Here is a 25,910-nt window from a genome sequence, read left to right on the forward strand (position 1 = left end):
CTGTCGGCCTCGCCGACTGTGCGTGCGGCATGTCACCGATTCGTGACAGAAGGTACGGGCCGACGGAGAGGTGCATGACATCAGCAGATACTGGCCAGCGCCGTAGCCTGAGCATCGCCGCTGGTTCTGGGCCGGGCCACCGAGGAGTGGAAGGACCGAACCATGAGCGGAACTGCCGGGCTGGTCATCGCGATCGCAAGCGTGTGTGTCGTCGCGCTCACCGCAGTGATCGCGAAGGCGCGCGTGGAGATCGCGAAGATCGAGGCTAGGTCAGGGCGCGACCGGCGCTGACCGGACACTGGGACGTGTCCGCCCGCAGTCTGCGGACAGAGTGGGCGGACACGTCCGGACACGTCTCGGGTCTAGGCCGCCTTCTCGTACTTCACGGTGGTGTCCTTACAGCCTGCGGAGAGCTTCTTCAGTGCGGCGAGCTCGGTGCTGTCGGCAGACAGGCCCCACCGCAGTTTGGTGCCGACCCAGTCGGCGAGGTAGGTGCACGTCGCGGACTCGGCCGGAGGCATCCAGTCGGCCGGGTCCTTGTCGCCCTTTGCCCGGTTCTTCGCAGCGGTGACTGCTACGAGACTGCGCTCGGCGCCGAGATCGTTCGCGTATGCCTGCCGACGCTCCGGCGTCCAGTCGTACGCCCCAGAGTCCCACGCCTCGGCGAGCGGTACGACGTGGTCAATGTCCAAGTTCCGTGGGTCGGTGACCTTTACTTCGTCGTAGTAGCTGAGCCACTCACCCCCAGTGAGTGCGCACCGCGGGCCCTGCTCGGGTGGGGTCACTGCCTCGGCCAGGAGCACCTCTTGGCGGGTCGTGCATCCGTCCCCGTCCTCGTCGATCCAGTGGCGGAAGCTGGTCCGCTTGTACCCGGCCCGCTTTTCCTCGGCCTCCGGGAGCGTTGCGATCGCGTCCGCCAGGGACAGGCCGGCGTTGTCGGCGCTACCACCTGGTGAGCCGGATCGTCCGGGGCTGGCTGTACTCGTGGACGCGGGGGCCTTCGCGTCGGCCTCCACGGTGTTGTCGATGGAGCAAGCGGTGAGTACGGCGGCGGCAATAAGGGCTGCGGCGAGGTGGCCGAGGCGGCGCAGGTGCACGGGTTGCTACTCCATCTGATCAGGGCTGGTGCCCGATCATGATGACAGCGCCTGCGGCCAGTTGGCAGACAGTCACGTGTACGCCGGTTCTCCCTCTCCTGCCTCGGGGTCGGGAGTCGACGATACGGGCGCGGGGGCTTCGGCCTCGCGGCTACTCCCCACGTAGACTCGTATGACCGATTTGCCGCCCGACCTGCCGCGCCTACGTGTCCTGGAGGTCTACCTCCAGATGCAGTTGGACAACGTGCGCGCAGCCATTCGGCGGCATGAAGGTCCAGCGCCTTACGTATTGGGTCGGATCTGATGACCACGGTCAAGCAGTGAGGTCACCGCTGTCGGGACACCACTCGCCTGGCCCGAACTTCACCCCAGGAACGGATTCGGCGTATGTGAGCAGCCCGTCGGTTCGGGCGGCGAGCTCAATGGCCCAGCTGCCCTCGGGATCCCGGCTCGGCCAGGCGATGGCTAGCAGTCCCTCGCCCGCGTACTGCGCGGTGAACAACTCCGGGCCGGGGAGCCTGCGCAGAGGTGCCAGCAGAAATTCGAACTGATCAGGTGTCAGTCCCCTGGCCGCGGCGGTGTGGCGGGCAGCCGCGACAGTCTCGTGCAGAAGCAGCGCGGGCAGGAACTGCGACAGTGTCAGGCCTTCGTCGTGCGGCTCCCACGGGTCATCGCCGCTGACCACCCGGTTGTGCACCACAAGGTCCCCGTCACCGGGTGCGACGCCGAACTCCTGATACTCGAAGTCGTCCATGCAGAACACGAGCAGACCTTCGTACTCACACACTTGGTCTGCTGGGAAGACCTTGTGGTTGAACAGGATCGGCCGGGCGTATCGCGAGGTGACCGCGTACCACTCGCGCAACGCCGGCGGCAGCCTCTCGGCGCCCGGTATCTCCGTATCGACAGGACGATCGGGCGAGCCGTACCAGGCGTTCAGGAAGCTGAGGATCCCGCCACTGCCGTCGAGTTCGTTCATGGTGTGCAGTCTGCCGGATGTGGGCCTCGGGAACATCGGTGGTCGCACGCCGCCTCGCGTGAGGTGACATCTGCCTGACTGCCACCGCCTGGTCCGCCACCTACTGGCTGACGTCCTTTAGTGCAGAGAAGGCGGAAATTGCGGCATGCCGACACGGTCCACTGCCCGGTCTGGGTGGCATTCTGCGCGGCATGAGACGTACGCGTGGGTCGGGGTGGGCTGTTGTCGTGGTGCTGGCCTTTGGGGCAGCCGGGTGCAGCTCGGATGATGGCGGCCGCCCTGGGGGCGACGGCAAGGCGAGCGTGTCGGCGAAGCCGTCGGTGATGAGTGTTCAAGAAGCGCTGGACGCGTGCTCGGCTGCGGCGGCGCCAGGGTGTGAGACGGCGCCGGAGTGCCAGGACCTGGTGACAGCGAAGCTGAAGGCCGCGGTGGACGTGCGGGCGGCGATGAAGGCGAAGGACCCGGCGAAGTACGAGGAGCCGATCGCGTTCGTGGACTTGGCGGAGAAGCGGGCCGACCATTACGGACGGGACAATCTGGGCGCGAAGGGGAATTCGTTCGCGGTGTCGCAGCCTTTGCAGCAGATGGTCGCGTGGTTCAGGGAGCATCCGGGCACGTCGTGACATGGCTCGGCCCCACCTGGTGGGGCCGTTGAGCCCTCTGCCGCTGTGACGGCAGGGGGTCGTTTGCCGCCTCGGTTGTTCAGGGGTGTTCAGCGGTGGGTCGCTGAACACCCCTGAACGGACGGTGTCCGGGTGCGTCTGGACAGGGCGCGGCGGAGGGTGGGGGTATGGCTGTCCGCCCTGTGATCGTGTCCCTGCCGAGTCCGACCGGTGGGCGCCGGGTGCGCGTGGACGGGGAGATCCTCGGTCTCGCGTACGACCTGGGCGACTTGGTGGAGTTCTTACGCCGGGCCGGGCTGGAGGGGCTGGACGAGGAGGAGGTTGAGCGGTCCCGGCTGATCGAGTGGCGCGGTGGAGGCCCGGACGTGTGGACCGCGTGACGGGCTGCGTGGAACGGTCTGAAGTGGCCGTCATGGGTGAGAGCAGCCAGTAGGGTGCGCCGGGTGAACAGTGCTTCCCCTCTTTCTCGTCCCTTCCGTCTGATCGTCACGGGAGGAGGTACCGGGGGCCACACCTATCCCGCCCTGACCGCGATTCGCGCACTGCAGGACCGACTGGCGGCCGAGGGCAGGACGCTCGACGTGCTGTGGATCGGCACGGCGGACGGCCTGGAGGCCCGCGTCGCACCAGCCGCGGGCATCGCATTTACCACGGTCGCTACCGGCAAGATCCGCCGCTCCAGTAACCCGCTCAAGCTGGTGTCGCCGGCCAACGTCAAGGACATGGCCCGGGTGCCGCTCGGCGTGGCACAGGCTCGGAAGATCGTCGCGGACTTCCGGCCGGACGTCGTGCTCGCCACCGGCGGTTACGTGGCCGTCCCTGCTGGACTGGCCGCTCGCATGTGCCGCCGCCCCCTGGTACTCCACGAGCAGACCGTGCGTCTGGGTCTGGCCAACCGGAAGCTCGCGAGCTCGGCGACGAGGATCGCTGTGTCGTCGGAGTCGTCGCTGCCGCTCCTGCCGGAATCGGTGCGCGCCGCGGGGGTCGTCACCGGCAATCCGATCCGCCCCGAGGTGCTGACCGGTTACGCGGACAAGGCAGTTGAGGCGCTTGATCTGCACGGCTTTGACCGGCGTCTGCCGACCGTGTACGTCACCGGCGGTGCGCAGGGCTCGCAGCAGATCAACGACATCGTCGCGGACGCGCTGCCGTGGCTGCTGGAGCGCGCGAACGTCGTCCACCAGTGCGGGCCGACCAACGTCGAGGGCCTGCGGCAGCACGCGATGGGCCTGCCTTCGGAGTTGGCGGGTCGGTACTACCTTGCCGGATTCGTTGGCCCGGAGCTCCCCGACGTCCTGGCCCTGGCCGATGTCGTGGTCTCCCGGAGCGGCGCGGGCACGCTTGCCGAACTCACCGCCCTGGGTAAACCGGCTGTGTTCATCCCGCTCGCCTCCTCAGCCGGGAACGAGCAGGCGCACAACGCCCGTCACTTGGAGGAGGCCGGCGCTGCCGTGGCTCTGATCGGCGAGGTCACCGCGGCGAGCCTGCGCGACGCGGTGGGCCCGCTCCTCACGGACCCCATGCGACGGGATGCGATGGCGGAGCAGGCGCGGGCACACGGACGGCCGGACGCTGCGGACAGGCTCGTGGACGTGATCCTGTCCGCCGCGTCCGGCTGAACCGGCGGCAAGTCTACGGGGGTATCGATCGGCGACAGCTCTGCGTACGTCACCGACCGTCAGCCCGTAGGCGCTTATGGGGTCAGCGGCGGTTGCTTAGGAAGTCACGGGCGCGTTCGTCGAGCTTGGCGGCACATCGCAGCCCGCGGGTACGGAAGCGGGACAGGTCGCGGCGCATGTTGCCTACGGCCTTGCGGGTCCGCCCCGACTGCACGCCGTCCATGTGGTCGATTGCCCGGCCCCAGGTGGCGCACGCTTGCTCGATGCTGCCCTCGGCGGCCTGCAGCTCGGCCTGCGCGACCAGGTCCAGGGCGACGATCCGCGCGTAGGTGCCCGGCGGCCGGCTCGCCGCCGCCGCCCCGTACATCGCCGCAGCGCGGCGTCGGTCGCCGAGCGTCTCGAAGACTTTCGCCGTCCGGCTGTGAACGGTGGCGGCAGGCGGCCCCCACGACAGCGCCCAGAACGGCACGTCGTCACCCTTCGCAGACCCCAGTGCGGTGCGGGCTCGCTCGACCTCACGCACAGCTTCCTGCCGCTGGCCTGCTTTGGCGAGGGCGTGCGCGTGGGTGACGGCGAACAGTGCCTCGGTCTGGGTATCGACCCGCCCATGGACCGTATCGACGGCGGATGCGGCCAGGGCCAAGCAGTGTTCCGGGCGGTGCAGCTTCATGCCCTGCTGGGACATGGTCCTCATGACGAACGCGTCGTGCCCGGTGATCCCCGACTCATGGGCCAGGGCGTACGACTGGAGGTAGTACCTCTGCGCGAGCCCTTGTTCCCCGCCGTCATAAGCCCGCCAACCGGCCTGGTGAACACCGACGGCAGCGGCGGACAGCATGTGACGGTGGTCGTCCTCGGAGCTGAACCGGCCACGGCACAGGGTCGCGACGTCCGACATCAGGTACTGCACCAGCGCGGATCGGCCGTGCTGGCCGCCGTGCCGTTCGTCCATCACCGCGAACATCGCGACCATGTCGCGCACCGCGGCAACGTCCGCGTGCCCGACCCGGGCGCCGGTGCGGGCCTTGGCCGCGCGGGAGGCGATATCGGCGACGTGCTCCAGTGGGAGCACGGCCGCCGCCACCGAGTACGCGGCGCCGGACAGGAAGCCTCGACGGTCCAAGTCGCCCCTCCAGATCGGCATGAGGGCGTCCAGCGGGTCGTCTCCGATGGACAGTCCGATGCTCTCATTCTCCCAGCCGGCCGGAACAGACAAGCCCAGATCCGCCGGGGTCAGCGTGCGTCCCAGGCGGCGGGATAGGGCGATCGTCAGGTAGCGGCCGGTCTGCCCGGAGGGCATCGCCCCTGCGATCCAGTGGTCCACTGCCGACTTGTTCGTCCGCAGAGTTTCACCCATCTCGGCGGCGACCTGGCGGACGGCGGCGGCGAGCGCGGCGTACGTCCACCCCGATTCCGCGACGGCGTCCCGCAGCCTGACGTTCGATAAGCGCTTAGCCATGACCGCCCCCGTATACCTCGTATACCCATCCGTCCTTCCCAACCGTACCGACGAAGGGTCACCGCCGGTTGACTGTTGGTCATGCCCGACAGCACAGCTGACCGGATTCCCGGACCGCTGAACTGCCGGGACGGGCACCGCCGTTCACTGCGCGTCCGCTCCCGGACGCCAGGGACGGGACACAAAGGAGGTTCCGACATGGAGCACACCACGCAGACCCCGGCCTACCAGGCGCCGGTCGTGCTGGACGCCGGCGACGTCGTCGAGGTGACGCTGGGCACCCAGAACTTCGACACCGCGGACGACACCCAGTACAAGAACGCCTGACCCTCGGGTCCGCCGGGCCGGACGGGGTGCACGCCGCTCCGTCCGGCCCGGCCCAGAGGCGCCGGGCCCGCCATACCTGTGCAAGGGCACGGACGGGCGGGCCCGGCGCCTCTTTTCGGTTCCTGACCAGGCACGACGACGGTGAAGGAGACGGCGGCGATGCGATGGAGCGCGGGACGGTACGGAACAACGGAAGAAGCCAGACGGCCCCGGGGCGGGCACCCGGTGCCCGGGGTCGAGGCGGCATGGACGGCGGGCTGGCCCACGGGAGGGGTGCGGTCGGTGAGCCAGGGTCCCGTGTCGCTGGCCGTGATCGGGGACTGCGGGGCCGACGACGACCAGCTCGCCGCACGGTTTCCGTCGGTGCGGGCCGGGCGGTGGCGGGAGCTGACCCGGTGGCCCGGCTCCCACCTGGTCATCGCCCGCAACGGGGCGACGCTCGCAGTGATCGGCGATCTGGCCGGGCAGCACCCGGTGTACTGGCGAAGCCACGGCGGCACGCTGTGGTGGGCGACGTCCGCGCTGGCCCTGGCCGCCCTCGACGGGGCACCGGTCGACCCGACCGCGCTCGCCGCCCATCTCGCGCTGGCCCAGCCGGACGTCCTGGGGCAGCGCAGCCTCCTGCGGTGCGTCAACCGGGTGCCTGGCGGGCACCTGCTGCTGGCCGACCCGGCCGGCGCCCGTACGGTGCGGTTCGAGCCGGCCGAATACGGGAGCGTGGATCTGCCTGTCGCCGCGGCGACGGTACGGGCCGCGCTCGGCGAAGCCGTCGCCACCCGCCTCGACGGCCGCCCGGTCAGCGCCGACCTGGCCGGACTCGACTCCACCACGCTGGCCTGCCTCGCCGCACAGCGCGGCCCGGTCACCGCGGTGACGTTCGCCGACGAACGCCTGCGCGACGACGACCTCCCATACGCGACCCGCACCGCCGCGGCGGTACCGACCCTGACCCACCACGCGGTCGCGGGCACCGCGCACACTGTCTACTACGACGGCCTGGACGACCTGAGCAGGCTGCCGGTGACCGACGCGCCCAACGCGTACGCCGTCACCGCCTCGATCAAACGGGCCGTACTGGGCACCGTGGCCGCCCACCACGCATCGCCCGGCTTGCACTTGACCGGTTCGGCCGGGGACGCGGTGCTGTCCGCCCCGTCCTCCTACCTCGCCGATCTGCTGCGCGAGCGGCAGCACCGCCGGGCCTGGTTCCACGCGCTCGGCCATGCCCGACTGCGGCACACTTCCGTCTGGTCGGTCCTCGGGCGGGCCCGCCCCGCCTCCCGGACCGGTCTGGCCGGAGCGTGGCGGCAGACGGCCGCCGAACTGCGCGGCCCCGTACGGGAATGGGTGCCGCAGGCATCCCGCCCGGTGCCGTGGACGCCGCTGCTGGCCACCGCCGACTGGATGAGCCCCGACGTCCGCCACCAGCTCGCCACAGCCCTCGACACCGCCGCCGACCAGCTGGACGACGCACCCGCGCGCCTCGCCGCGTGGTCGGACCGGCAGGACCTGGCCCGTCTCGGTGCCGACACCACCGGCTGGCGTCAGATCGCGGCCGCCGAGTACGGCGTCGACCTGGTCGCTCCGTATCTCGATAACGAGGTCATCCGGGCCTGCCTGGCCGTTCCCGCCGATCAGCGCGGTGACCCGGGCCGCTACAAACCGCTGCTGACCACGGCGTTCACCGGGGCCGGGGTGCTGCCGGACTTCGTGCTCGCCCGTACGACGAAGGGCGGCTTCAACGCCCTCGCGTACGCGGGTCTGCGGGAGAACGCCCCCGTCCTGCTCGATCTCCTCGGCCCGTCCTCACGGCTGGCAGCCGCCGGGCTGGCCACCGAGCAGCCGGTGGCGCGGATGCTCACGCGGGCCGCTGTCGGACAGCCCACTGCCCAGGGGGCTCTGCACCTCGCGGTCGCCGCCGAGGTCTGGCTCCGCCAAGTCGACACAACCGCCCCTACCTGGTGGGAGGTGAACACCCGTGTGGCAGCTGGTTGATAGCGCCCACCCGGTGCTCACCTACGAGGGCGGCGCGATCTTGGACGAGCGCACCGGACGCTGGACGCACCTGACCTCGACCGCATCCGCCGCCGTGATGCTCCTGCTCGCGGGTAACACGAGGGAAGAGGCCGCCGGGCAGTACGCGGAGCGCTACGGCATCGAGACCAGGCAGGCTGACGCCGACGTCCGTACAGTCGTGGACGCATTGACCGCGCAAGGCCTCGCCACCACAGGGTCGGCCGCCCGTCGCCGCCGGTGGGGGTGGTGGCGGTGACGAGCATGGAGGCGTACTCCACCGTCCGCACCGGGACCTTCCCCGAGCGCGTGGCCGCCGCTGCCGGTCTCGCGCTGGCCCTGGTGCTGCTGCGGCTGCCCTTCCGGTACACCGTCCGTATGGTCCGCTGGGCACGGAGGGCGGGCTGCCGACCGCAGGCGCGGGAGCGGGCCGAGGCGCTGGTTGCGGCCGTACGGCACACCGGCCACCTGTGGCCCGGCCGCGCCGCCTGCATGGAGACATCCCTCGGCGCAGTGCTGGCTGCCGCGCTCCTGGGGCGGCGCCTGAACTGGTGCCTCGGCGCGCGGTTCGCCCCGCCGCCGGTCGAGTACCACGCCTGGGCCGAACTGCCCGGACACGGCCCGGTCGGCGAATACACCGGCGGAGGCTGGCACCACCACACCGCACTGACCATCTGACCGCCCCGCCGGGCGCCGTGTCCTTCACCCGCCCCGAGCAGTTGACCGAATACGTGTACCCGCACCCCTCGAAGGAGTGAGCTGATGTCCGCCGTCGCCCTGGCCGCCAAGACCGTCCCCGAGCGCCACTACACCCACCACGAAGGCCGCGGCGCCACCCCGCACCGCTCGAACCCGGCCGTCATCCACCGCGAACTGTCCACGCTGGGCGTCGAGACGGGCATGAACGTCGTGGAGTTCGGCACCGGCTCCGGCTACTCCGGCGCCCTGCTCGCCGAGCTCGTCGGCCCCACGGGCAGGGTCACCAGCCTCGACATCGACACCTACCTGACCCGCTGGGCGGCCCTCATCCACCACCAGCGCGGCGTGGACCATGTCCGCTGCCACGTCGCCGACGGCACCGGCGGCTTCCCCGAGCGGGCCCCGTACGACCGGATGGTGGCCTGGTGCACCCCGCCGCTGCTGCCCACGGCGTGGGTGGACCAGGTTGTCGACGGCGGCCTCATCGTCGCCCCGCTCCCGATCGCGGCCGTGCCCAACATGACCGTCGTCGCCAAGATCCGCGTCACCCGCGGCAAGCCGGTGGCCGAGGAGGTGTTCACCGGCGGGTACATCGAGGCCACCAGCTCGCCCAAGACCGACCTCGACCTGCCCGGCCGGTGGGTGGACTGGGAGAACCGCGTCCCCTCCCCTTCCTGGATCTCCATCGCATGGCGTGGCGAGGACGACCACCTGCACACCGGTGCCCGCACCACACTGGGCCGGCTGCTGAAGGACGCCCACACCGAGCCGTACGCGGGTGCGGAAATCGACCTGCCGTCCTGGCGGACCTTCGCCGCCAGCCGCGGCGACCACCGACTCACCGTGGCCGGGCTGAGCCCGGACCTGTGGTCGATCGGCCACACCACCACCACGACGGCCGCCGTCATCCAGCAGGACGGCACGATCCTCGCCGACGCCCCCGACTCCCCGTCCCTGACCGTCCTGCGCGAATGGCTCCAGCAGTGGGAAGAGGCCGACCGCCCCGCCCCCGCCACCTACACCCCCACCCTGAACCACACCGGAGACGGCTGGGACCTGCGACTTTCTCGGTAGCCTGGCCGCTGCCGCTCACGCATATTGCCCGGGACGCTTGAAGCGTTCCGGGCAATATCGTCATCGTCTCCACCGCGTTACAGCCAGGACCGCATGCGTTCGACGGCGGCCTCGCCGAGTGGGGCGCGCCGGTCCGGCCAGACAGCAGGGGCGCCCCACCGCCGTGCTTAGGTCCGGGCAACCTCGTCGAGGAACTGGGCCCGGACGAGGTTGTGACGAGCGTCAGCAAGGGCGTTGTGCAGCCCGCCCGGCTGGGGCGGGAGATCCGCCGGAGTGAGCCCGAGCCGCTTGGCCTCGGTGACCAGATCGTCCGTCTGCATGGGGACGCCGGGCGGCAGATCGCTCATCGGGCCGAAGAGCTGAGCGAGGGCGACGTGGTCGTAGGCCGCGTAGTACGCCCACAGGTCAGGGGCCGGGGTATCGGTGATGAACTGGTGGACCAGGCGGGCGATCTGGGCGCGCGGGCGGACGTCGGGGTGGGTGACGTCCAGGCGGTCCATGCCGCGCTGCCCGGCGGGGTTCTTGGTGACGGGGAGGGACGGCCAGACGTTGGCCATGAGCCAGCCGTGGCGGCGCACGGCGGTCTGGTCGAACTCGGAGGACACGGCGTAGAGCTCGCGGCCGTCCTCGGCGACCATGCCGATGGAGATCAGGTCGATGGTGTGGCCGTCGTCGAGGAACTCGGTGTCGTAGAAGATTCGCATGTCGGTTCTCCTTCGTTGTGTTCAGGCGGCGTTGTCGAGGGTGGCCAGCAGTTCCCTGGCGTAGCTGGTGGCAGGGGCTCCCTGCCCGTACCAGCGGTTCGCGAGGTCCCGCATGCGTTGGACAGCGCACACGTTCCGGAGGGCTCGCTGGCAGGCGCTGCGCTGCTTGGCCAGCGCCTCGTCCCGGGTATGGAGTTCGGCCCGGACCTTCCGCAAAGTCGCGGCCACGCGGTCACGCTGCTGCTCTGCGGCAATGCACGCGGCCTGCTCGCCGAGCAGCTGCGTGTTGTCGCGGCGCAGTTCGACGATCTCCTGCTCGCCGCGGCTGATCGCCCGGATCGCGGCATGCAGCCGGGCCCGCAGCTCATCAACGGAGTCGGAGCCTGTGACGGCCTCGTCCGGGGTGTGCCACCAGCGACCGCCGCGGTTGTCGGAATGGCGGGCGGAGTGACCGGGGCGCAGCACACACTCGGCGGGCGCCTCGCCGAAGATCGACGAAGAGAGGACGCCGCAGTACTCCACTGGCGCGCCGGGGACGCAGCATCCGCCTGCTCCGCAGTGATCACAGGTCCTGCTCTCGGCACTGCCTTTGCCCTCGTTGTACTGATGCTCTCCGGTAGGACCGTTCGGGCAGGTAGCCGAACGGCTCGGGGTGCTGTCTGGTCGGGTGGCCCATTGCACGCCGCGCATGTCCTGGTGGATGCGGCCGAGGTGGCCGGGCCGGAGCACGCACGGCCCGACCGGCTGTTTCTCGGTGATGTGGGTCGAGTACTCGGCGCAGATGCTGGGGTCGTGCACGGGTTTCTCCAGTTCGCGGCGGTTGAGGTTCGCCGTGGCCGCCCCTGCGTGGCACGGGGCGGCCGGGCGGGTTCCCCGGGGAGGAAGTCAGGGCTTCTCGGGGTTGGCCGACGGCCGGTGGGGCGGCTGGAATCCCTCGCCGAAGGAGGGCATCTGGTACGCCGCTTCAAGGGCCTGCCGCTGCTTGCGGGCGCGGATCGCACGGGTGGCAGAGGCTGCGATCCAGACGGCCTCACCGACGATGAGGGTCGTTGCGGGTGAGGCAGCGTGCCCGGTTGCCACGATCCAGATCGCGTTGATGGCGGCTGCTGCGAGGCCGCCCAGCAGGGCGCTGTGCAGCATGTTGATGGCGAGCGGGGGCATTGGTTCTCCAGTCGAGGTGGGTCAGGCGGTGGGCTGCTGCTCGTCGAGGGCGGCGCGGAGCCCGGCTTCGGCGATTCGCTCGACGTGGATGGTGCCGAGGTCGCGACCGAGGTGGGTGAGGGCCTGATCGCTGATTGCCTCGGCGGCGGCCCGGATGCCCTTCGGCGACAGCACGCGTTCGATGGCGGCCTGAAGCCGGGCCTGGAGTTCCGTGGTGGGCTGCTCGTCCATGTGGCACGGGCCGTCGGGGCGGTGAACGACGCGCGGGGCGGTGGACTCTCCGCAGCCGCAGGTGGGCTGCTGCGGCTGGTCGAGGGCTTCGGTAGTGGCGCAGGGCCACTCGCGCATGCCCTTGTCGCAGCTGCTGCCGCCGTAGTCGGAGCACTCGACGCAGATCCGGGTGTGCCGGTAGTCGACGGGGCGGTGGATGGCCCGCACGCGTTCGATGGCGGCCTCGGCCCAGTCACGTCCGGCGACGGCTTCGCATGTCCGATCGTTGTGCGCGGCGAGGTCGTCGTACTCGCCGTCGGCGTCGGTCAGCGCCTGCTCCAGCTCCGCTACGTGGGCTGTGGTGCGTTCCATCTGGTCATACAGGGCGTCGAGTTGATCACTGGTCAGGCGATCCAACGGAATGCGGTCGGTCATCGGTTCATCTCCTTGATGTGTCCAGCAGGAATGCGTCCAGCCCAGAGCCGCCCGCAGGCGCACGGAATACCGCGCATGGCGGCTTGTCGCTGCTTCTCGGTGCCTTCGGGCCGGCCTGTGCGCTGCCACGGTTCCAGCAGCGCGATCACGGCGGTGAGAGAACGGACAAGCTCGTCGTGGTCGGGGTCGTACGCGCGGATCCAGTCACCGTTGGCATCGTCGAGTGGGGTGCATCCGTCGAGCTCGTACAGCCATTCCGTGGGGCCGTCGAGGTGGGACAGCGCGGACTCGGCTCGGGAAAGGACAGTGCGGGCTTCGGTGAGGGCAGCGGACACTTCGCGGCCGCGGGTGGGATGGGTCATCGGGTCGACTCCTCGGCGGCGAGCGGCCAGGTTCCTGCGTCGATCTGGCCGAGGCGGGTGTCGAGCAGGCGGGCGAGGCCATCGACATGTCGTTGCCACCGGTCACGGGCGGCGCGGGCCTTCTTGATCTCGATGCGGATGCTCTCGGGGCTGGCGTGCTCGGCGTACAGGGCGGTGATCTTCGGGCGGTCGCTCATCGGGTCGGCTCCTCGGTGGCGTCGTCGTCCGGCTGGTTGGTGGCGGACGGCTGGCCGCAGATGCCGCAGTACGTCCACGTGTGGCCGATCAGCCGTCCATAAGCGCCGCTGGCGGGGACGGTTGCCCATACGTGCTGGTGCGCCTCGGTCTCCGGCTGCGCCTCGTCGGCCATGTGTCGGAGGCGGCGCGCAAGTCCCGCAGCGATGTCGAGGGAGCGGGCGCGGGCGTTCGGGTGGAAGTCGATGCCCGCGATCTCGTCGGCGGCCTCGCGCAACGCGGCAGCCCGGATCTCGGCGGTGCCCCGCAGTTCGAACTCGGCCACGGACGGCGCGGTCCGGTTGGGGTTCGTGAGGCAGCTGGTCGGGTCGATGCCGTCGCAGTTGTCGCAGGCGTGCGGCGCGGTCTCGGTGGTGCCGAGGATCTGCCGGGCCGCCGCGAGGGCGGGCCGGATGTGATGGCGCGGCATTTCCTCGCAGCAGGACTCGCAGATGACGAGGTTCGTGCCGTGGATGCGGCCCATGGTGAGGCCGTCGGCCGCCGCATCCAGCCAGTCGGCGAGGGTGAGGCCGGTGGCCGGGCCGAGGAGTGCCAGGTACGAGTTCACACGCTCCAGCCGGGCGGCGTAGGTCTCGATGAGTACGGACGGCAGCTCGGGGTCGTCGAGGACGACGGGGCTGCGGCTGCCGAGGGTGTTGCCGGTTGACCAGGTGGTGCGGCCCTCGTGGATCGCGGCGGTGGCCTTGTCGCGCAGCATCTCGGCGGCGGCACGGAGTTCGCTGGCGAGGGTGGGTGTGGTGTCGGTCATCGGTTGCCCCCGAAGATCGCGGCGTGCTTCTCGGCCTCGGCCCGGCGCAGCTCCAGCATTTCGGCGGTCGACACCGGGCGCATGGCGGCCTGGTCCTGGAACTCGCCGTGGTAGGCAACGACCTGCCAAGTGCCGGGCTGCATGCCCGCGGCAGGCTCGGTCAGGTCGAGGTAGTCGCCGACGGCGAGGGCTTTGAGGCTCTCGCCGTTGTCGAGCTGGACGTCGAAGCAGTCCACGGTCACGAAGTCAGCGGCGGTGGCGGGTGTGGCGGTCATGGGGTCCTCCTGTGTGTGGGTGGCGGGGCGTGGTGTGCTGGTCCCGGACGGCCCCGGTATCAGCGGGGCCGTCCAGCTGTGCGTCACGGGGTGGGTGCGTTGGCGAGTTCGAGGAGCACCGCGGCGTGGCAGTGGTCGGGCTGCCCGTCGGCGGGGAGCGGGCACGTGCACGCGAGGTCCTTGCCGCGGAGCAGGTGGAGTTCGGCAAGGACGCGACGCCGATCGAAGGTCTGCTTGCCAATCCGGTAGGTCTCCTCGAACCAGCCGCCTGCGGTACCGACGCGCAGCCACTCGCTGTACGCCGAGGCGGCGGCGCTGCGCGGGTTACCCATCTCGGCGTCGGTGGCCTGCTGGATCGTGAACGGGTTACCGAAGCGGCTGGGGCGGCTGACGATCACAGCGCTGTCGGGCAGCCGCCAGCCCTTGGTACGGCGGCGCTGGATACGGGTCGGCATCAGGTCCTCCAGGTGGGTTCGTCGTGCGGAATGTGGTGTGCTGGTGGCGGACGGCCCCGTTACCGGCGGGGCCGTCCAGCTGCGCGTCACGGGGTGGTCAGTCGAGAACGGTGTCGATGAAGTGCTGCTCGTCGGCGGCCTCGCGGTCGTGACAGCGCACGCAGAGCAGGTGCAGCTGAGCGCGGCGTTCGACAAGCGCGGTGCACCAGCGGTCGCCGTTGTCCTCGATCCACGCGATGTGCATGGCGGCCTCGGCAAGGTCGACCGGCCCGATGTCGCGGACGCAGTTGTGGAGCGGCTTGTACGGGAAGAGCGCGCGGGGCTGCTTGCAGCGGGTGCAGCGGCCTTCGACGGGCTGCGGTTCGGCCATCAGGTACTCCAGGTGAGTTCGTGCTGCATGGGTGGGAAGGGCAGTTCGATCTGCTCGGGATTGATCTCGGGCTCGGTGTGCGTGACGGCCGTCCGAGGTGCTGTGTGCCCGCGTGTGCGCCTGTGGCAGGTGGGGCCGACTCCTCGGGCCCTGGATGCCTGGGAGCGAAGTGGGCGCCCGCACACCCGGCACGACGGGGTCACGTGGTCTCGTTGGGGTCGGGCCGGATGGTGTAGTCGAAGCTGAGGAGGAACTCCTCGATCCGGTCGAGCATCCCGGCGAGGGTCTGTTGCTCGGGCGGGGTGGTGGTGCGGTAGTCGTCGGCCCCGGCAAGCATCACGACGACAGCGGCCGGCGGGATCGGGATCACGCGCGGGCCTCCAGTTCGGCGATGCGGGCTTCGAGTGCGGCTATGCGGGCGTTGGTGCTGTCCTCGGTGGGCAGGGCCCGGTTCGCCGAGCAGGTGCACCAGGTGAGGAGCCGTGCAGTGGCGGCGGTGCCTTGGTTGGCGGCGGTGCCCATGCAGCGGGGCATGACGTCGTCGTCGAGGTCGGGGCAGCGGTGGCAGTTCGGCGGGCACCGGTGCGTCATGCGACGGCCTCCATGGCGGCGTCGATGCGGGAAGGGTGGGCGTGAGGCATGCGGCGGCCGGTGGACGGAATGGTGCAGCGGTGTCCAGCTGCAGCCCGGCAGTGCGGGCACGGGACTGCCAGGCCGAGGTGTGGGGTTCGGCCGGTTTCGGTGGGGCGGTCTTCGGCGAGGGCTTCGCGGACGGACGGCGGCATGTAGCTGCCGAGCGCGGCCATGCGGCGCTCCACTTCTTCGGCGGCCGGGCCGGAGATGAGTGCCTTGTGCTCGATGGGCGGCTGCTGCCCGGTGGCGACGGCGCGCCGACGGGCGGCGAGGGCGCGCCGGTACGCGGTTTCGTTGTCAGGGTCGACGGGCGGGGCGGGGTCGACGTCGCGGTTCATGCGGTCGCGGACGGTCGCGGCCCACTGGGTGGCGATGTCGGCGGGAAGGATCGGCCACGTCGACTTGGCGTAGTGCCGGTGGGCGGCGGTGACGGCGTAGTCGTAGGGGACGTCGGCGAGGATCCCGGCCCACATGAGGATCTGAGCGCGGCGTTCCTTCGGGTCCTCGCGCCGGACGCGGGGGTCGGCGAGGGCGATTTCGGCGATGAGCTGGGGGATCTGCTCGGGTTCCATCAGGCGCCTCCCATCTTTCTCTGGCGGAGTTCTTCGGCGATGGCCGCCATGTCTTCGAGGTATTCGGTGGTCTTGCTCGGGGGCCCGGCGGTGAGGGAGCGGGGGCCGGTGTACTGCGGGGCGTCCTGGAGGCCGGTCCAGCCGGCGAGGAAGTACCGGGCGCTGTAAGGGGTGTTCTTCGCGGCGGTCCAGGAGCGGGCGGCGTGATCGACGAGGGCGGGTACGCCGACGCGGCGGATGGCGTCGCGGAGTTCGAGCCACTCGGCTGCGCTGAAGGACCAGGAGACGCGCATCTGCCGAGCGCCCATGGCGTCGATGAGCGGCTGAACTTCCCCTCTTCCGGAGACGGTTGCGACCTCCGCGCCGGGGGTGTCGTACGAGGGGGTAGGGGGAGGAGGTACTTCCGAAGGAAGTACCTGGGTAGGGGACGGGGACGGGGCAGCGTTACTAACGGCGTTACGAACCTCGTTGACCTGCGATGACGTGTTGTTTGTCGGGTCGCTTCGTGACGTGTTCGTGTCGCCGTCGTGTCGCCGTCGTGCTTCGTTCGTGTCGCCGGGCGCTTCTTCGCGCTCATCCGTAACGCCGTTACGCGACGCGTTATGTTCCCCGTTACGGGCGGCTTCGCGTTCGGCCTTCTTCCGGTCCCGGAACGCCTTCTGCCGAGACGCGTTGGCAGCCCGGTCTGCCTTCACCCGGGCCCGGTCCGGGTTGTATTCGAGGTAGTCGTGGATCTCCCACCCGTCCTCGGTCCGGTCCCACAGGCCGGCGCTCTCCAACTCAGCCGCGACGGTCTTCGGGCCGCGGATGCGGGCCACCAGTGTCAACTCGCGGTCGAGGATGCGCCCTTCGGTGAGGTTCTCCGAGGCCCAGCAGAGCGCGGAGACGTACAGCCGGAACGCCCGGTCGGACAGCAGCGCGACCTTGCGGTGCGTCGGGAAGCGGTCATCGAGTCGGACCCACGGCATCAGACCTTCGCCCCCTTGCTGCTGTTGCAGGGGCGGCACAAAGTCCGAAGGTTCTCGTCCGTGTCCGCGCCGCCGAGGGACCACGGGTAGATGTGATCGAGCGTGAGATCCACGCTCGTGCCGCAGCGCAGGCAGGCGTTGCCGTCCCGCTCGTAGATGCGGCGCCGCTGCTCGGCCGGGATGATGGCGCGCGGTTCGCTGCGGCACCATCCGAGCAGTTCGGCGTCCAGCTCGTAGCCCGTGGAGACCGGTTGGGCCAGGCCAGCGGCGACAAGTCGCCGAACCTGCGCCGGTGTGCTGTACGAGCGGACGACGTCCTGCGGCACGCGCCAGTCGCCGGGGTGGTAGCGGACGGCCCAACTGGCCAGTCGTACCCACAGACCCACCGCAGCGTTCCCCGCCATGGTGACCTTGGGGTGGGAGAACGTTCGGGAGTCGATCTTCAGCGTGGCCATCTGGCTTCTCTCGTACGGTCGTGGTGGTGCGGGTGGTGGGCCCGGGGCACGGCGGCCCCGGGCCGGGGAGAGTCAGGCGGTGCGGCCGGTCATCTCGTTGAGCGACACGACGGCCATGTCGAACAAGGCCCTGACGCCGTCGGCAAAGGCTTCGGCGGCCTGCTCATCACCGGGCTCGATCAGCGCGTTGAACAGGGCGTAGGCGGTATCCCGCTCACCGTTGGCCCAGGCGGTGCTGAACTGGGCGGCGAACCGCAGCCCGGCCGGGACCTCGGCGATGTCACCGCGCTGGCCGGTCCGAGCGTCGAGGACGAGAAGCCCGAAGGTGCCGCCCTTCGGCAGGTTCGGGCGGGCGTGCCCCGCAGACACCTCAGCAAGAGCGGCGCAGAGGCCGACCGCAGTGGTCGGGCCGCCGGCGAGGAACGGTTCGAACAAGGGGGCGGCCTTCTCTGGCTGTCCGGTCATGCCGTGCGCGAGCGCCGCCATGATCGTGTCCGATGGGTCGTCCTGCGGAACCGTGGGAATCTCGTGCGTCATCAGCGCTGTCCGTTCTGGGAGGCGGTGGCGGTCTTGTACGTGCCGCCGCGGTCGACGAGGTGGTCCGGGGTGACGCATCCCTTGTGGCCGCAATTCGCAGTCAGGTGGCCCTCGGGTCGCTCGCCGTACGTGATCTGCCACGCGAGCTGCATGGGCGTGTACGACGTGCCGTGGATCGTGACGGGGCTGGACCCAGTCCAGGCGGTGTGGCCGTCGGTCAGCGGCGCGGTGCGGTCGGCCCAGACGGTGGCCGGGGTGCGTTCCTGCCGTGCCTGCACCGCGGCGATGATCCGCGTCGCTTCCTCGGGCGGGGTGTCCCGGATGCGGCGGGCGAGTACGACCCGCTCGGCCGGGGTGAGGCCACCGCGGACTCCGGCCCGACGGTGATGGTCGGCGTTACCTTCCTCGGTCATGGCCGCGGTGAGGCATTCCGACCGGACCGGGCATCCGGCGCAGATCTGTCGGGCCAGGCCCGGGGCGGCGTCGCGCTCGGTGTAGGGCGGCAGGAAGATGTCGCCGTGGCCACGGCAGGCGCCGTAGTCGGCCCAGTTCGCCGCCCGAGGCAGGGTGTCGGGTGCGTAGCTCATGCCGCACATCCGAAGATCCCGGCCAGCTGCTTCTTCAGCTGGTCGCGCATGGGCTGGTCCTCCATGTGGCCAGGGGCGACGCATCCGGGGTAGCTGCAGCCGGGCCGGACATGGCCGACCGGGGCGCGGCCGTGCTGCATGACGAACGCAACCCGGCCAGCGGTGAAGCCGCAGCGGTCCCAGCGGAAGAACGGCGTTCCGTCGTTGGTGCGGTAGCCGGTCCATTCCAAGTGGCCCCCGTCGACGGGGCGGGTCCGTTGGCGGAACAGGTCCTGTGGGCTGCTGGCCGCCTTGATGCCGGTCTTGTGCCGGGGAAGGCCGAGCACCTTGCGCGCGGCGGCGACGGCCTTGTCGTCGACGTGGAGGCGTCGGGCGATCTCACGGTCGGAGTGCCCGGCTCGGAGCATGTCGGCAACATCGCTACGGATCTCCATCACGCCGCCTCCTGCTGACGCCGGTGGGCTTTGCGGACGCGGAAGACGGTGCGGTCGGCGCATCCGAGCCGCTCGCCGATCTCGGCCGCGGTGAGGTCCTGTCCGGTGAAGCGGAGGATCTGCTGGTCGCGTGCGTCGGTCGCCGCGGTCTGGCGCTGCCGTTGGCGGGCGGACATCCCAGCCCAGGCCCCGTACCTGCGACCGTCGGCGGAGTCTTCTACGTCCTGCGCGTACTCCCCGCACTCGGTGCGGACGGGACACTGAGCGCAGACCCGCAGGGCAGTCCGTGCGTGCTGGCCGGACCCTTCGGGGTACCAGAGGTCGGGGTCGACCTGGGCGCAGAGCGCGGCGTCCATCCAGTCGAGGCTCTTCACTGGTCCCCCTTCGTGTTGCCGCACCACGTGCAGTTCCAGGTGCGCGGGGTGGGGCCCGGCCCTGCCTGATCGCAACAGGCAGGGACGGGAGTCGGGGTGTGGCGGGTGGTCGTGTGGCCGCAGATGGTGGTGTCGCACCGCAGCCACCGGGTGCCGGGCTCCAGCTCGGCCGTGCCGACCTCAGCGGTGCGTCGGCCGCACTGCTGGCAGGTCATCACCCCGCCGTCGACGGTGTGGGTGGTGAGCCGGTCCCAGCCACGGCACGGGCACGACGCGACGCGCGTGACGGACGGCGAGACGGGTACGGCACGGTGACGGCCGTGCGTGCGGAGCAGGTTGCGGAGCTTCACGGCTTCACCACCGGCTTGTCCGCGCGGCGGGTCTGCCACGTCGCGCCGTGCTCCAGGGCCGGGTTGTCGAGGCTGGTGGCGTTGTCGTACGCGGCCTGGAGCCGGGCGACCTGCCGGATCAGGCGGGCGTTCTCGGCCCGGTACCGGCGTACGGCGCGGACCAGGCTGGCGATGCGGTTCCGATACGTCACGGCGTCCTGGAGGCGGGCGATCCGCACCCGGTTCAGGGCCTCCTCGGCATCGTCGTACTGACCGGCTGTCGTACGGATCGCGGTGAGGCTGGTGCGGGCGTCACGGCGGGCGGTGTCCCGCTGCTCCAACACCCGCTCGTACTGGGCGAGCAGGGCACGGTGCGTGCTGCGGAGAACGAACATCACGCACCTGCCTCGTCGTCGACGAACTCGGCGTCGATCGGCTCGTCGTCACCGGTGTCGAGCGGCTGCGGAAGCTGGGCCACGGGCGTGGCCGGCTGCTGCTCGGCGGCGACGTCGGCGTGCGCGCGGAGTTGCTCGCGGATGTACTCGGCCGAGGTGGGCACCCACTTCGTCAGCCGGTGTGCGGCCGTCTTCAGCCACATGGCTTCCTCATCCGTGTTCCAAGGCGACCAGCTCTTGTCCGCGCTGTCCGACTTGGCGCGGGCCTTCGCGATGTGGCCCTTGTTGAGGACGACGACCTTCGATGTGGCGCCGTCCTTCATCACGGCGTAGGCGTAGGCAAGGCGGAGCTGCCCGCGGTCCTCGGCGTCCCAGTCGATCTCGTGCAGCGGGCGGTCGTCGCGGCCCGGCCGGTACTCGAACCGGTCGTTGCTGTAGACCACTTCGACGATCACTGAGGACACGGCACCGGCCCGGTACATCAGCTCGATCTCGCCCTGATAGCCGCGGACTCCGGTGACCTCGGTGCACCGCTTGGCCTTGTTCCAGCGGGGGACGAGGTAGTACTGCTCGGTGCCCGGCTCCAGACCGAGGCGGGCGGCGTCGAGGAGGACGGACATGAACTGTCCGACGTCGTTCTGTGCGGCCTGGAGGAGCTTCGGGTCGCGGCGCAGGAGACCCTGCGTGGTGCGGATCCAGGCGCCGACGCGCTTCTGCATGTGGGACGGCATGACGAGTTCGATGTCGCCGCGGCACTGCGCGACGAGGGCGCCGGGGCCGGACTCCTGTACGGCGACGGCGGTAGACACGGTGGTCGTGGTCATGTGGTGCTCCGGTTTCGGGCGGGTTGAAGTGAGTGGGTGCGGCCGTCGCGGACGGTGCGGGTGGCGACCGTGCGCTGCTCGCACACCGCGCGCCGGCCGGTGCCGATCTCGTCGAGGAGGAGGCCCGCCGCGGCCCGCTTCTCCTCGTCGGCGTCCTTGGCGGCGGCGAGGGCGGCGAAGTACCGGTCCCGGTGGGCGGTCGACACCTCGATGTCGATGTCGTCCTGGCCCTCCGGCAGGGCCTTGATGGTCTGGAAGGTGGCGGCGTGGCCGTCGATGTCGGGACGCTCGTTCTTCCGCAGGGTCCGCATGAACTCGGCCCCGGCGTCCCGCATCAGGTCGGTCTCGGCCTGGTCGTAGTCGACGACGTACTCGCGGTACTCCGACCCAGCGATCAGGACGGCGACGTCGCACCGGCGGGCACCCAGGACGTCCATGTACCAGAGGCACTGGGCCCGGTAGTGAACGGGGATCTCGTCGGTTCCGGGCTTGCCCCACCCGTGGTCGTCGCGGGCGGTCTTCGCCTCCAGCACGGCCGGAGGGACCCACTCCTCGGGCTTGTTCCTGGGGTGGAGGACCCTGTCCGGGTTGGCGATCTGCCACGGGTACCCCGGCGCGGCGTACGTTGCCGACTCACACACAGCCCAGTCGGGGTGGTTGAGGGCGAACCGGTCGCAGATGGCGGGCTCGTGGACCTTCCCCCAGTACATCTCCTCCGACTCTTCGACCGGGGCGATGAGCCCCTGCTTCCGGTGCCAAAGAGAGAAACGGGACTCGTACGGGCTGATGCCCATCACGGCGGCGATCTCGGAGCCGCCGATACCGGCCGCGCGGGCGGCGTGCCAGTCGGTGGAGCCGGGCTCGAACCATCCGAGGATGGTCGGGCGGCCGGCGGCCGGGGCTTCGGCCCCGGCCTGCGCGACGGTTGTCATCAGGCGTCCGCCTCCGGGTCGTACTCGGCGGCGACTTCGATGCGGGTGACGGTGTAGTCCGTCGGCTGCTCGTCGTCCTCGGGCCCGATGACGAGCTCGTACGGGTCGTTCGGCTCGGACTCGTCACCGAGCCAGTCGAAGACCTTGCCGTCGAACTCCGGGGAGTTGTTGAGGGCATCGGTCTCGCAGTGGATCCGGGCGGCGTCCTGGTTGGTGTACGTGCCGAGCGGGGTCATGCCCCACGCGGCCCGGTAGACGTACTCGACCGCGGGCTCGGTCTCCAGCTGCGGCGCGGCCGGGGCAGTCTGAGCGGCCACGAGGGCGAGCGTTGCGTGCACCTGCGCCTCGGCAGCGAGCGCGGCTCCGACGACCGGGTCGGCGCCGTCGCCGTAGGTGAAGTGGTGGGCGCGGGCGGCGAGACGCTCGGCCTCGCGGTAGTGCTCGGGTCCGGTCATGCGATCACTCCGGTGGTGGTCAGGGCGGCCACGAGGACCAGCCCGAGAAGGGGGAGGGCGAGGATGAGGAGGCAGGACGCTCCGGCGGCGGGGGCCTGGTCGTAGCCGGCCCGGTCCTGGAGTTCGCGCATGCTGCGGCCCGTGGTAGGCCGGGTGTCGCGGGTCCAGGTCCCGGCGAACGTGGACGGGCGGTCGCTCATGCCGCGCTCGCAGGGGTGGCCTTGAACTCGCGGCGGTAACGCCACTGGAGCGCCCTCGCATTGGTGTTCTCGCGCCACTCGATCGGACCGTGGCACCGTCGGAACGGGTCGTGGAACCACTCGCGCCGCATCGCCAACTCGCCGCATCCGGGGCACTGGATCTCCGGCCCGACCGGGGAGCAGCCGATCACGTCGCTCCGCTGCCACCGGTCGAGGCGGCGGATTTCGAGGCTGCCGTCGATCGCCTGCTCACCATCGAGGTTGGGGTAGTCCCCGCCGTCGGCCCAGCACTTCAGAGCCTCGTCCTCGGTCGCCCCTGGCGCCTTGATGACGTAGACGCTCGTGACCTCGACAACGATCGGCCACTGCATCTCGTCCAGGTCCCACGCACCATGCTTGCGGGCGGCCCGCTCGATCAGGTCGGCGACGTCGGCGTCCGGCTCGGCCGGCACGGGGCGGGGGTACTTCTGCCCGAAGTACTCGTGGTGTCCCGCGTGTCCCAGCTGGAGCTGGCAGTCACGGGAGGAGTACGTCTCGCCGTCGTTGTACAGCTGCTCTTCGCACTTCATCGGGCGCCTCCGTGGGCGTGGTTGAGGCGGAACACCCGGCGGCCGGGGTCGGTGTCGTCGAGGACGAGCAGCCCCTGTCGTGCGAGGACGGCGAGGTCCTGCCGTGCGGTCCGCCGGAACGGGGCGTCGTACGCGCGGGACCGGTACAGCTCCCGTACGCGGCGGGTGGTCCACTCGCCCTGGTGGTCCCGGACCGCGCGGCGCAGCAGGGCGAGACGATCAGCGGCAGCCATCACGCACCACCCTTCTCGCCGACCTGGCGGGCTCGCTGGAGGGTGTGCCGGGCGTCCTCGAACCGGGCCAACTGCGCGGCGGACGAACTCTCATCGGCCATGCGGCGCAGCAGGTCAGCGGCCCAGTGCTTGCCGGGAGTGGTGGCCCAGAACACGCGGTCGTTCTCGGCGACGATGGCGTCGGCGGCCTCGGCCAGCACCTCGGCGCGGTGCATCGCGACGTGGTCGTGGTCGTCGCGGGTGCACCCGAAGTCGATGGCCTCACGCAGGTGGTCGGCGGCGTTCATGCGGCACCGCCCCACTGGACCGGCGGGAGACCGCGCTCGACGCGGAACTCGTCGACGGCCTTGGCACAGCACGCGGGCTCGCCCTCGGCGCTGTGCTCGTCCTGATTGGTCGAGGCGTCGGTCGCCTCGTCAGCCGTCAAGCACTCGAACTCGGAGCAGCAGTGCGTGCAGAGCACGACATCGGCGGACGTGAATGCGGCACTGAACCCGGGGAACTCCTCGGCGAGAAGCTTCCGCACGGCGGGCCAGACCTGCGTGCGGAGCGCTTCGGTCTCGTGCGCGTAGTCGTCAGCGGTCCAGTACGGGCTGACGGGCGGGGAGATGGTGAGGCGGCCGTTGATCTGAGCGGTCCTTTTCACAGCGCACCGTCCTCGTTGTCGTGGGTGAGCACCCAGCGGCGGGCCTTCAGGTCCCACTCGATGTGCTCGTCGCTGAACGGGGCGCTGATGTGGCCGTCCGGCTCGACGTGAAAGATCACGCCCGCGTCCACCAGGGCATTCAGCCCGGCCACCGCCCGCTCCCACGGGCTCACCGGGGCAGGTTCCGCGCGGACCCCGGCCTCGAAAGCGTCGGCCGCGAGGTGCAGTTCGTACACCCACTCCCCGGGGCAGCTCATCCACACCTCGTCGGCCTCGGAGTGCTCCGGGCACTGCGCGGACCACTCGTCCGCCACTCCCCGCAGCACGGCGGCCGGGGCGGGCTGGGACTCCAGCTCGGCGATCCGGGCCCGCAGCCGGTCCACCTCGGCGGCCGGAGTGATGAGGTCAAGCGCGTCAGACCACGGGAACCGACCCTCCTCCCCGTGCCTGCCGAGCACCTCCACCGGCGCGACCTTGTAGGCCAGGGAGTCCGCCCAGTCGTGCCAGGCGTCACGCTCGGAGCGCAGCCGGTCCACCTCGGCCAGCAGCGCCGCGAGGTGACCACTGATCACCGGCGCTACACGGTCGGACATCAGCTCCAGCAGATCGAGCGTGCGGATCTCCCGCTCACGCTCCGGTGTCAGCGAGGTGTCGCCAGACGGCTCCTCCGCCGGGGCGGTCGGCTGCTCCACGTCCCGGTGCCACAGGTACGACGGGGCCGTGTCCACGTGGATGGCGTCTCCCCGGTCGTCTGTTCCCGTGACGCGCATCCCGCACTCGGTCTCGTCCGTCGCCCGGTTGTGGAACGTCAGAGGCTGGTCGAGCTCCTCGGGGGCGCCGCCGACCGTGAAGCGCACCATGTCGTAGGGGTGCCACACCCGATCACCGGGCTGAAGGGCGTCGGTCCGGACCCGGTCCGGCATCATCGGGGCGCTCATCGGCCGCCCTCCTTGTCGAGGGCAGCGACCAGGCCGCGCAGGCGAATCTCAAGAATCACTGCGGCGCGGATCACGGACTGGGCGTCGTGAATGTTCGCGTCGGTCACGTCAGCGAGTGCCTCGCGAGCCAGATCCACCGCAGAATCAAGCGGCGGCACCCAGTAGAAATAGCGGTCCGAGTCATACAGCGGCGTGTGGTTGGTCGGGGCGTTCATGCCGCACCCGCCTCACGCTGCGACGGAACCGGGCGCAGCCCGGACACCCTCAGCAGCCGATCAGCCAACTCCCGTCCACGGTGCCCGTACAACGGAACCCGAGACGAAGCACGCTCGACGAGATCGGCAACGAGCTCCTCGGACGGGAGACGCCCCTCCTCCGGAGTGCGCTCGGTGTCGGCGAGGTCGGCGAGTCGGTCCCAGAGCCCGGTGTCATCCGGGTCGAGGAGGGCGTCGAGGACGTCCCCGACGACCAGCCGCGTCAGCGCAGCCATGTCGAGAACGACAGCAGTCGGGGTGACCTCGACACTGATCGGGATCGGCCCAGTGATGGGCGCACGGTCGTCAGGCGTCGCGCTCATGCCGCCACCGCCGAAACGATCTCGTTCATCAGCGTCTCGCCGGTCGGCACCGACACCGACACACGCACCGGCACGCGCACACCGCTGCTCCCAGGAGGCGTGAACGTGGTCAGCGACCACAACTCCAGCCCGTCGAACGAGGGCGCCTTACGCACCACACCGCCCAGCAGAGACAGCCACGGCAGCAGGTCGTCAGCGTCGGCAACCGACACGTACACGGCGTCCGGGCGGGAGATGACCGTCGGGGCCGGCAAATCCTCGTAGTTCAGGAGCGATTCGACGGCGGCACGGTTGTCGCTGATCGCAGCGAGTCGGGCGCTGATCGCGTCAGTAGGATTGGTGTTCACGGTGACCTCTTCTTTCTGTGTGGTTGAGGTGAGCCGAGGG

The 25,910-nt window shown here is 70.5% G+C and carries 46 protein-coding genes; 9 read left to right on the forward strand and 37 right to left on the reverse strand.

Annotated features, from left to right (window positions below):
* Positions 1 to 162: 162 nt before the first annotated feature.
* Positions 163 to 291, forward strand: a complete 129-nt coding sequence (locus tag ACIOHC_RS11205; RefSeq protein ID WP_401842490.1) for a hypothetical protein — start codon at positions 163 to 165, stop codon at positions 289 to 291.
* 71 nt (positions 292 to 362) lie between these two features.
* Here the strand turns inward: ACIOHC_RS11205 and ACIOHC_RS11210 are convergent, their stop codons facing one another.
* The gene (locus ACIOHC_RS11210; protein ID WP_401842492.1) at positions 363 to 1,097 is read right to left on the reverse strand and encodes an HNH endonuclease family protein; all 735 of its coding nucleotides are present in this window, start codon (positions 1,095 to 1,097) and stop codon (positions 363 to 365) included.
* A gap of 313 nt (positions 1,098 to 1,410) precedes the next feature.
* On the reverse strand, positions 1,411 to 2,076 hold the full coding sequence (locus ACIOHC_RS11215) for a hypothetical protein (RefSeq protein ID WP_401842494.1): 666 nt from the start codon (positions 2,074 to 2,076) through the stop codon (positions 1,411 to 1,413).
* 227 nt (positions 2,077 to 2,303) lie between these two features.
* On the opposite strand from ACIOHC_RS11215, the gene ACIOHC_RS11220 reads away from it, so the two are divergent.
* The 3 genes from ACIOHC_RS11220 (at position 2,304) to ACIOHC_RS11230 (ending at position 4,318) form a co-directional block, all read left to right on the forward strand.
* Positions 2,304 to 2,699, forward strand: a complete 396-nt coding sequence (locus tag ACIOHC_RS11220; protein WP_401842496.1) for a hypothetical protein — start codon at positions 2,304 to 2,306, stop codon at positions 2,697 to 2,699.
* Positions 2,700 to 2,866: 167 nt separating this feature from the next.
* Entirely contained in the window at positions 2,867 to 3,079 is a 213-nt protein-coding gene (locus tag ACIOHC_RS11225; protein WP_401842498.1) for a hypothetical protein, read from the forward strand.
* A 63-nt stretch (positions 3,080 to 3,142) separates the two neighbouring features.
* The gene (locus ACIOHC_RS11230) at positions 3,143 to 4,318 is read left to right on the forward strand and encodes a UDP-N-acetylglucosamine--N-acetylmuramyl-(pentapeptide) pyrophosphoryl-undecaprenol N-acetylglucosamine transferase (protein ID WP_401842500.1); all 1,176 of its coding nucleotides are present in this window, start codon (positions 3,143 to 3,145) and stop codon (positions 4,316 to 4,318) included.
* An 82-nt stretch (positions 4,319 to 4,400) separates the two neighbouring features.
* Here ACIOHC_RS11230 and ACIOHC_RS11235 read toward each other — a convergent pair whose 3' ends face one another.
* Positions 4,401 to 5,777, reverse strand: coding sequence for a hypothetical protein (locus ACIOHC_RS11235; protein WP_401842502.1), 1,377 nt, complete (start codon positions 5,775 to 5,777; stop codon positions 4,401 to 4,403).
* 198 nt (positions 5,778 to 5,975) lie between these two features.
* On the opposite strand from ACIOHC_RS11235, the gene ACIOHC_RS11240 reads away from it, so the two are divergent.
* From ACIOHC_RS11240 to ACIOHC_RS11260, 5 genes are all read left to right on the forward strand, one after another.
* Complete coding sequence (locus ACIOHC_RS11240) at positions 5,976 to 6,104, forward strand: lasso RiPP family leader peptide-containing protein (RefSeq protein ID WP_179180899.1); 129 nt, start codon at positions 5,976 to 5,978, stop codon at positions 6,102 to 6,104.
* Positions 6,105 to 6,263: 159 nt separating this feature from the next.
* Entirely contained in the window at positions 6,264 to 8,099 is a 1,836-nt protein-coding gene (locus ACIOHC_RS11245) for an albusnodin/ikarugamycin family macrolactam cyclase (RefSeq protein WP_401842504.1), read from the forward strand.
* A complete protein-coding gene (locus tag ACIOHC_RS11250) occupies positions 8,083 to 8,376 on the forward strand; it encodes a PqqD family peptide modification chaperone (protein ID WP_401842506.1) in 294 nt (97 codons plus the stop codon). The genes ACIOHC_RS11245 and ACIOHC_RS11250 overlap by 17 nt, the downstream gene beginning before the upstream one ends.
* Before the next feature lie 5 nt (positions 8,377 to 8,381).
* Positions 8,382 to 8,795 (forward strand): lasso peptide biosynthesis B2 protein, encoded by a 414-nt coding sequence (locus ACIOHC_RS11255; RefSeq protein ID WP_401842640.1) that lies wholly within the window; start codon positions 8,382 to 8,384, stop codon positions 8,793 to 8,795.
* Between the two features lie 84 nt (positions 8,796 to 8,879).
* The gene (locus tag ACIOHC_RS11260; RefSeq protein WP_401842508.1) at positions 8,880 to 9,890 is read left to right on the forward strand and encodes a protein-L-isoaspartate O-methyltransferase; all 1,011 of its coding nucleotides are present in this window, start codon (positions 8,880 to 8,882) and stop codon (positions 9,888 to 9,890) included.
* A 167-nt stretch (positions 9,891 to 10,057) separates the two neighbouring features.
* Here ACIOHC_RS11260 and ACIOHC_RS11265 read toward each other — a convergent pair whose 3' ends face one another.
* The 34 genes from ACIOHC_RS11265 to ACIOHC_RS11430 all read right to left on the reverse strand — a co-directional run bounded on the left by ACIOHC_RS11265 (position 10,058) and on the right by ACIOHC_RS11430 (position 25,870).
* Positions 10,058 to 10,594: a 3'-5' exoribonuclease domain-containing protein gene (locus ACIOHC_RS11265; protein WP_401842509.1), complete on the reverse strand. Its 537-nt coding sequence runs from the start codon at positions 10,592 to 10,594 to the stop codon at positions 10,058 to 10,060.
* A 21-nt stretch (positions 10,595 to 10,615) separates the two neighbouring features.
* The gene (locus ACIOHC_RS11270; RefSeq protein WP_401842511.1) at positions 10,616 to 11,392 is read right to left on the reverse strand and encodes a hypothetical protein; all 777 of its coding nucleotides are present in this window, start codon (positions 11,390 to 11,392) and stop codon (positions 10,616 to 10,618) included.
* 87 nt (positions 11,393 to 11,479) lie between these two features.
* Positions 11,480 to 11,755, reverse strand: coding sequence for a hypothetical protein (locus tag ACIOHC_RS11275; RefSeq protein ID WP_401842513.1), 276 nt, complete (start codon positions 11,753 to 11,755; stop codon positions 11,480 to 11,482).
* Positions 11,756 to 11,776: 21 nt separating this feature from the next.
* On the reverse strand, positions 11,777 to 12,400 hold the full coding sequence (locus ACIOHC_RS11280) for a hypothetical protein (RefSeq protein WP_401842514.1): 624 nt from the start codon (positions 12,398 to 12,400) through the stop codon (positions 11,777 to 11,779).
* The gene (locus tag ACIOHC_RS11285; protein ID WP_401842516.1) at positions 12,397 to 12,762 is read right to left on the reverse strand and encodes a hypothetical protein; all 366 of its coding nucleotides are present in this window, start codon (positions 12,760 to 12,762) and stop codon (positions 12,397 to 12,399) included. The genes ACIOHC_RS11280 and ACIOHC_RS11285 overlap by 4 nt, the downstream gene beginning before the upstream one ends.
* Positions 12,759 to 12,959: a hypothetical protein gene (locus ACIOHC_RS11290; RefSeq protein WP_401842517.1), complete on the reverse strand. Its 201-nt coding sequence runs from the start codon at positions 12,957 to 12,959 to the stop codon at positions 12,759 to 12,761. The genes ACIOHC_RS11285 and ACIOHC_RS11290 overlap by 4 nt, the downstream gene beginning before the upstream one ends.
* Entirely contained in the window at positions 12,956 to 13,765 is an 810-nt protein-coding gene (locus tag ACIOHC_RS11295) for a hypothetical protein (RefSeq protein ID WP_401842518.1), read from the reverse strand. Before ACIOHC_RS11295 ends, ACIOHC_RS11290 begins: the two co-directional genes overlap by 4 nt.
* Positions 13,762 to 14,040 (reverse strand): hypothetical protein, encoded by a 279-nt coding sequence (locus ACIOHC_RS11300; protein WP_401842520.1) that lies wholly within the window; start codon positions 14,038 to 14,040, stop codon positions 13,762 to 13,764. Before ACIOHC_RS11300 ends, ACIOHC_RS11295 begins: the two co-directional genes overlap by 4 nt.
* Before the next feature lie 83 nt (positions 14,041 to 14,123).
* Positions 14,124 to 14,495: a DUF4326 domain-containing protein gene (locus ACIOHC_RS11305; protein WP_401842522.1), complete on the reverse strand. Its 372-nt coding sequence runs from the start codon at positions 14,493 to 14,495 to the stop codon at positions 14,124 to 14,126.
* 97 nt (positions 14,496 to 14,592) lie between these two features.
* A complete protein-coding gene (locus tag ACIOHC_RS11310) occupies positions 14,593 to 14,865 on the reverse strand; it encodes a hypothetical protein (protein ID WP_401842523.1) in 273 nt (90 codons plus the stop codon).
* A complete protein-coding gene (locus ACIOHC_RS11315) occupies positions 14,865 to 15,068 on the reverse strand; it encodes a DUF6011 domain-containing protein (RefSeq protein ID WP_401842525.1) in 204 nt (67 codons plus the stop codon). The genes ACIOHC_RS11310 and ACIOHC_RS11315 overlap by 1 nt, the downstream gene beginning before the upstream one ends.
* Complete coding sequence (locus tag ACIOHC_RS11320) at positions 15,065 to 15,235, reverse strand: hypothetical protein (RefSeq protein WP_401842526.1); 171 nt, start codon at positions 15,233 to 15,235, stop codon at positions 15,065 to 15,067. Before ACIOHC_RS11320 ends, ACIOHC_RS11315 begins: the two co-directional genes overlap by 4 nt.
* Positions 15,232 to 15,456, reverse strand: a complete 225-nt coding sequence (locus ACIOHC_RS11325; RefSeq protein WP_401842528.1) for a hypothetical protein — start codon at positions 15,454 to 15,456, stop codon at positions 15,232 to 15,234. Before ACIOHC_RS11325 ends, ACIOHC_RS11320 begins: the two co-directional genes overlap by 4 nt.
* Entirely contained in the window at positions 15,453 to 16,070 is a 618-nt protein-coding gene (locus tag ACIOHC_RS11330) for a hypothetical protein (protein ID WP_401842529.1), read from the reverse strand. Before ACIOHC_RS11330 ends, ACIOHC_RS11325 begins: the two co-directional genes overlap by 4 nt.
* Positions 16,070 to 17,038, reverse strand: a complete 969-nt coding sequence (locus tag ACIOHC_RS11335; RefSeq protein WP_401842530.1) for a hypothetical protein — start codon at positions 17,036 to 17,038, stop codon at positions 16,070 to 16,072. The genes ACIOHC_RS11330 and ACIOHC_RS11335 overlap by 1 nt, the downstream gene beginning before the upstream one ends.
* Positions 17,038 to 17,493 carry an HNH endonuclease gene (locus ACIOHC_RS11340; RefSeq protein WP_401842532.1) on the reverse strand — a complete coding sequence of 152 codons (456 nt, stop codon included), beginning with the start codon at positions 17,491 to 17,493 and terminating at the stop codon, positions 17,038 to 17,040. The genes ACIOHC_RS11335 and ACIOHC_RS11340 overlap by 1 nt, the downstream gene beginning before the upstream one ends.
* 72 nt (positions 17,494 to 17,565) lie before the next feature.
* On the reverse strand, positions 17,566 to 18,030 hold the full coding sequence (locus tag ACIOHC_RS11345; RefSeq protein ID WP_401842534.1) for a hypothetical protein: 465 nt from the start codon (positions 18,028 to 18,030) through the stop codon (positions 17,566 to 17,568).
* Positions 18,030 to 18,617 carry a WhiB family transcriptional regulator gene (locus ACIOHC_RS11350; RefSeq protein ID WP_401842535.1) on the reverse strand — a complete coding sequence of 196 codons (588 nt, stop codon included), beginning with the start codon at positions 18,615 to 18,617 and terminating at the stop codon, positions 18,030 to 18,032. The genes ACIOHC_RS11345 and ACIOHC_RS11350 overlap by 1 nt, the downstream gene beginning before the upstream one ends.
* Complete coding sequence (locus ACIOHC_RS11355) at positions 18,614 to 19,051, reverse strand: hypothetical protein (RefSeq protein ID WP_401842537.1); 438 nt, start codon at positions 19,049 to 19,051, stop codon at positions 18,614 to 18,616. The genes ACIOHC_RS11350 and ACIOHC_RS11355 overlap by 4 nt, the downstream gene beginning before the upstream one ends.
* Positions 19,051 to 19,425, reverse strand: a complete 375-nt coding sequence (locus tag ACIOHC_RS11360; protein ID WP_401842538.1) for a WhiB family transcriptional regulator — start codon at positions 19,423 to 19,425, stop codon at positions 19,051 to 19,053. The genes ACIOHC_RS11355 and ACIOHC_RS11360 overlap by 1 nt, the downstream gene beginning before the upstream one ends.
* The gene (locus tag ACIOHC_RS11365; RefSeq protein WP_401842539.1) at positions 19,422 to 19,775 is read right to left on the reverse strand and encodes a hypothetical protein; all 354 of its coding nucleotides are present in this window, start codon (positions 19,773 to 19,775) and stop codon (positions 19,422 to 19,424) included. The genes ACIOHC_RS11360 and ACIOHC_RS11365 overlap by 4 nt, the downstream gene beginning before the upstream one ends.
* Positions 19,772 to 20,149: a hypothetical protein gene (locus ACIOHC_RS11370; protein ID WP_401842541.1), complete on the reverse strand. Its 378-nt coding sequence runs from the start codon at positions 20,147 to 20,149 to the stop codon at positions 19,772 to 19,774. Before ACIOHC_RS11370 ends, ACIOHC_RS11365 begins: the two co-directional genes overlap by 4 nt.
* A complete protein-coding gene (locus ACIOHC_RS11375) occupies positions 20,149 to 20,973 on the reverse strand; it encodes a recombinase RecT (RefSeq protein WP_401842542.1) in 825 nt (274 codons plus the stop codon). The genes ACIOHC_RS11370 and ACIOHC_RS11375 overlap by 1 nt, the downstream gene beginning before the upstream one ends.
* Positions 20,970 to 21,905 (reverse strand): YqaJ viral recombinase family protein, encoded by a 936-nt coding sequence (locus tag ACIOHC_RS11380; protein WP_401842544.1) that lies wholly within the window; start codon positions 21,903 to 21,905, stop codon positions 20,970 to 20,972. The genes ACIOHC_RS11375 and ACIOHC_RS11380 overlap by 4 nt, the downstream gene beginning before the upstream one ends.
* The gene (locus ACIOHC_RS11385; RefSeq protein ID WP_401842545.1) at positions 21,905 to 22,360 is read right to left on the reverse strand and encodes a hypothetical protein; all 456 of its coding nucleotides are present in this window, start codon (positions 22,358 to 22,360) and stop codon (positions 21,905 to 21,907) included. The genes ACIOHC_RS11380 and ACIOHC_RS11385 overlap by 1 nt, the downstream gene beginning before the upstream one ends.
* Positions 22,357 to 22,560 (reverse strand): hypothetical protein, encoded by a 204-nt coding sequence (locus tag ACIOHC_RS11390; RefSeq protein WP_401842546.1) that lies wholly within the window; start codon positions 22,558 to 22,560, stop codon positions 22,357 to 22,359. The genes ACIOHC_RS11385 and ACIOHC_RS11390 overlap by 4 nt, the downstream gene beginning before the upstream one ends.
* The gene (locus ACIOHC_RS11395; RefSeq protein ID WP_401842547.1) at positions 22,557 to 23,129 is read right to left on the reverse strand and encodes a hypothetical protein; all 573 of its coding nucleotides are present in this window, start codon (positions 23,127 to 23,129) and stop codon (positions 22,557 to 22,559) included. Before ACIOHC_RS11395 ends, ACIOHC_RS11390 begins: the two co-directional genes overlap by 4 nt.
* On the reverse strand, positions 23,126 to 23,362 hold the full coding sequence (locus tag ACIOHC_RS11400; RefSeq protein ID WP_401842549.1) for a hypothetical protein: 237 nt from the start codon (positions 23,360 to 23,362) through the stop codon (positions 23,126 to 23,128). The genes ACIOHC_RS11395 and ACIOHC_RS11400 overlap by 4 nt, the downstream gene beginning before the upstream one ends.
* The gene (locus ACIOHC_RS11405; protein ID WP_401842551.1) at positions 23,362 to 23,649 is read right to left on the reverse strand and encodes a hypothetical protein; all 288 of its coding nucleotides are present in this window, start codon (positions 23,647 to 23,649) and stop codon (positions 23,362 to 23,364) included. The genes ACIOHC_RS11400 and ACIOHC_RS11405 overlap by 1 nt, the downstream gene beginning before the upstream one ends.
* On the reverse strand, positions 23,646 to 24,008 hold the full coding sequence (locus tag ACIOHC_RS11410) for a hypothetical protein (protein ID WP_401842553.1): 363 nt from the start codon (positions 24,006 to 24,008) through the stop codon (positions 23,646 to 23,648). Before ACIOHC_RS11410 ends, ACIOHC_RS11405 begins: the two co-directional genes overlap by 4 nt.
* On the reverse strand, positions 24,005 to 24,946 hold the full coding sequence (locus ACIOHC_RS11415; protein ID WP_401842554.1) for a hypothetical protein: 942 nt from the start codon (positions 24,944 to 24,946) through the stop codon (positions 24,005 to 24,007). The genes ACIOHC_RS11410 and ACIOHC_RS11415 overlap by 4 nt, the downstream gene beginning before the upstream one ends.
* The gene (locus ACIOHC_RS11420; protein WP_401842556.1) at positions 24,943 to 25,161 is read right to left on the reverse strand and encodes a hypothetical protein; all 219 of its coding nucleotides are present in this window, start codon (positions 25,159 to 25,161) and stop codon (positions 24,943 to 24,945) included. The genes ACIOHC_RS11415 and ACIOHC_RS11420 overlap by 4 nt, the downstream gene beginning before the upstream one ends.
* On the reverse strand, positions 25,158 to 25,523 hold the full coding sequence (locus ACIOHC_RS11425) for a hypothetical protein (RefSeq protein ID WP_401842557.1): 366 nt from the start codon (positions 25,521 to 25,523) through the stop codon (positions 25,158 to 25,160). Before ACIOHC_RS11425 ends, ACIOHC_RS11420 begins: the two co-directional genes overlap by 4 nt.
* Positions 25,520 to 25,870, reverse strand: a complete 351-nt coding sequence (locus ACIOHC_RS11430; RefSeq protein WP_401842558.1) for a hypothetical protein — start codon at positions 25,868 to 25,870, stop codon at positions 25,520 to 25,522. Before ACIOHC_RS11430 ends, ACIOHC_RS11425 begins: the two co-directional genes overlap by 4 nt.
* Positions 25,871 to 25,910: the final 40 nt, after the last annotated feature.

It is taken from the genome of Streptomyces sp. NPDC088252 (assembly GCF_044740965.1).
GTDB lineage: Bacteria > Actinomycetota > Actinomycetes > Streptomycetales > Streptomycetaceae > Streptomyces.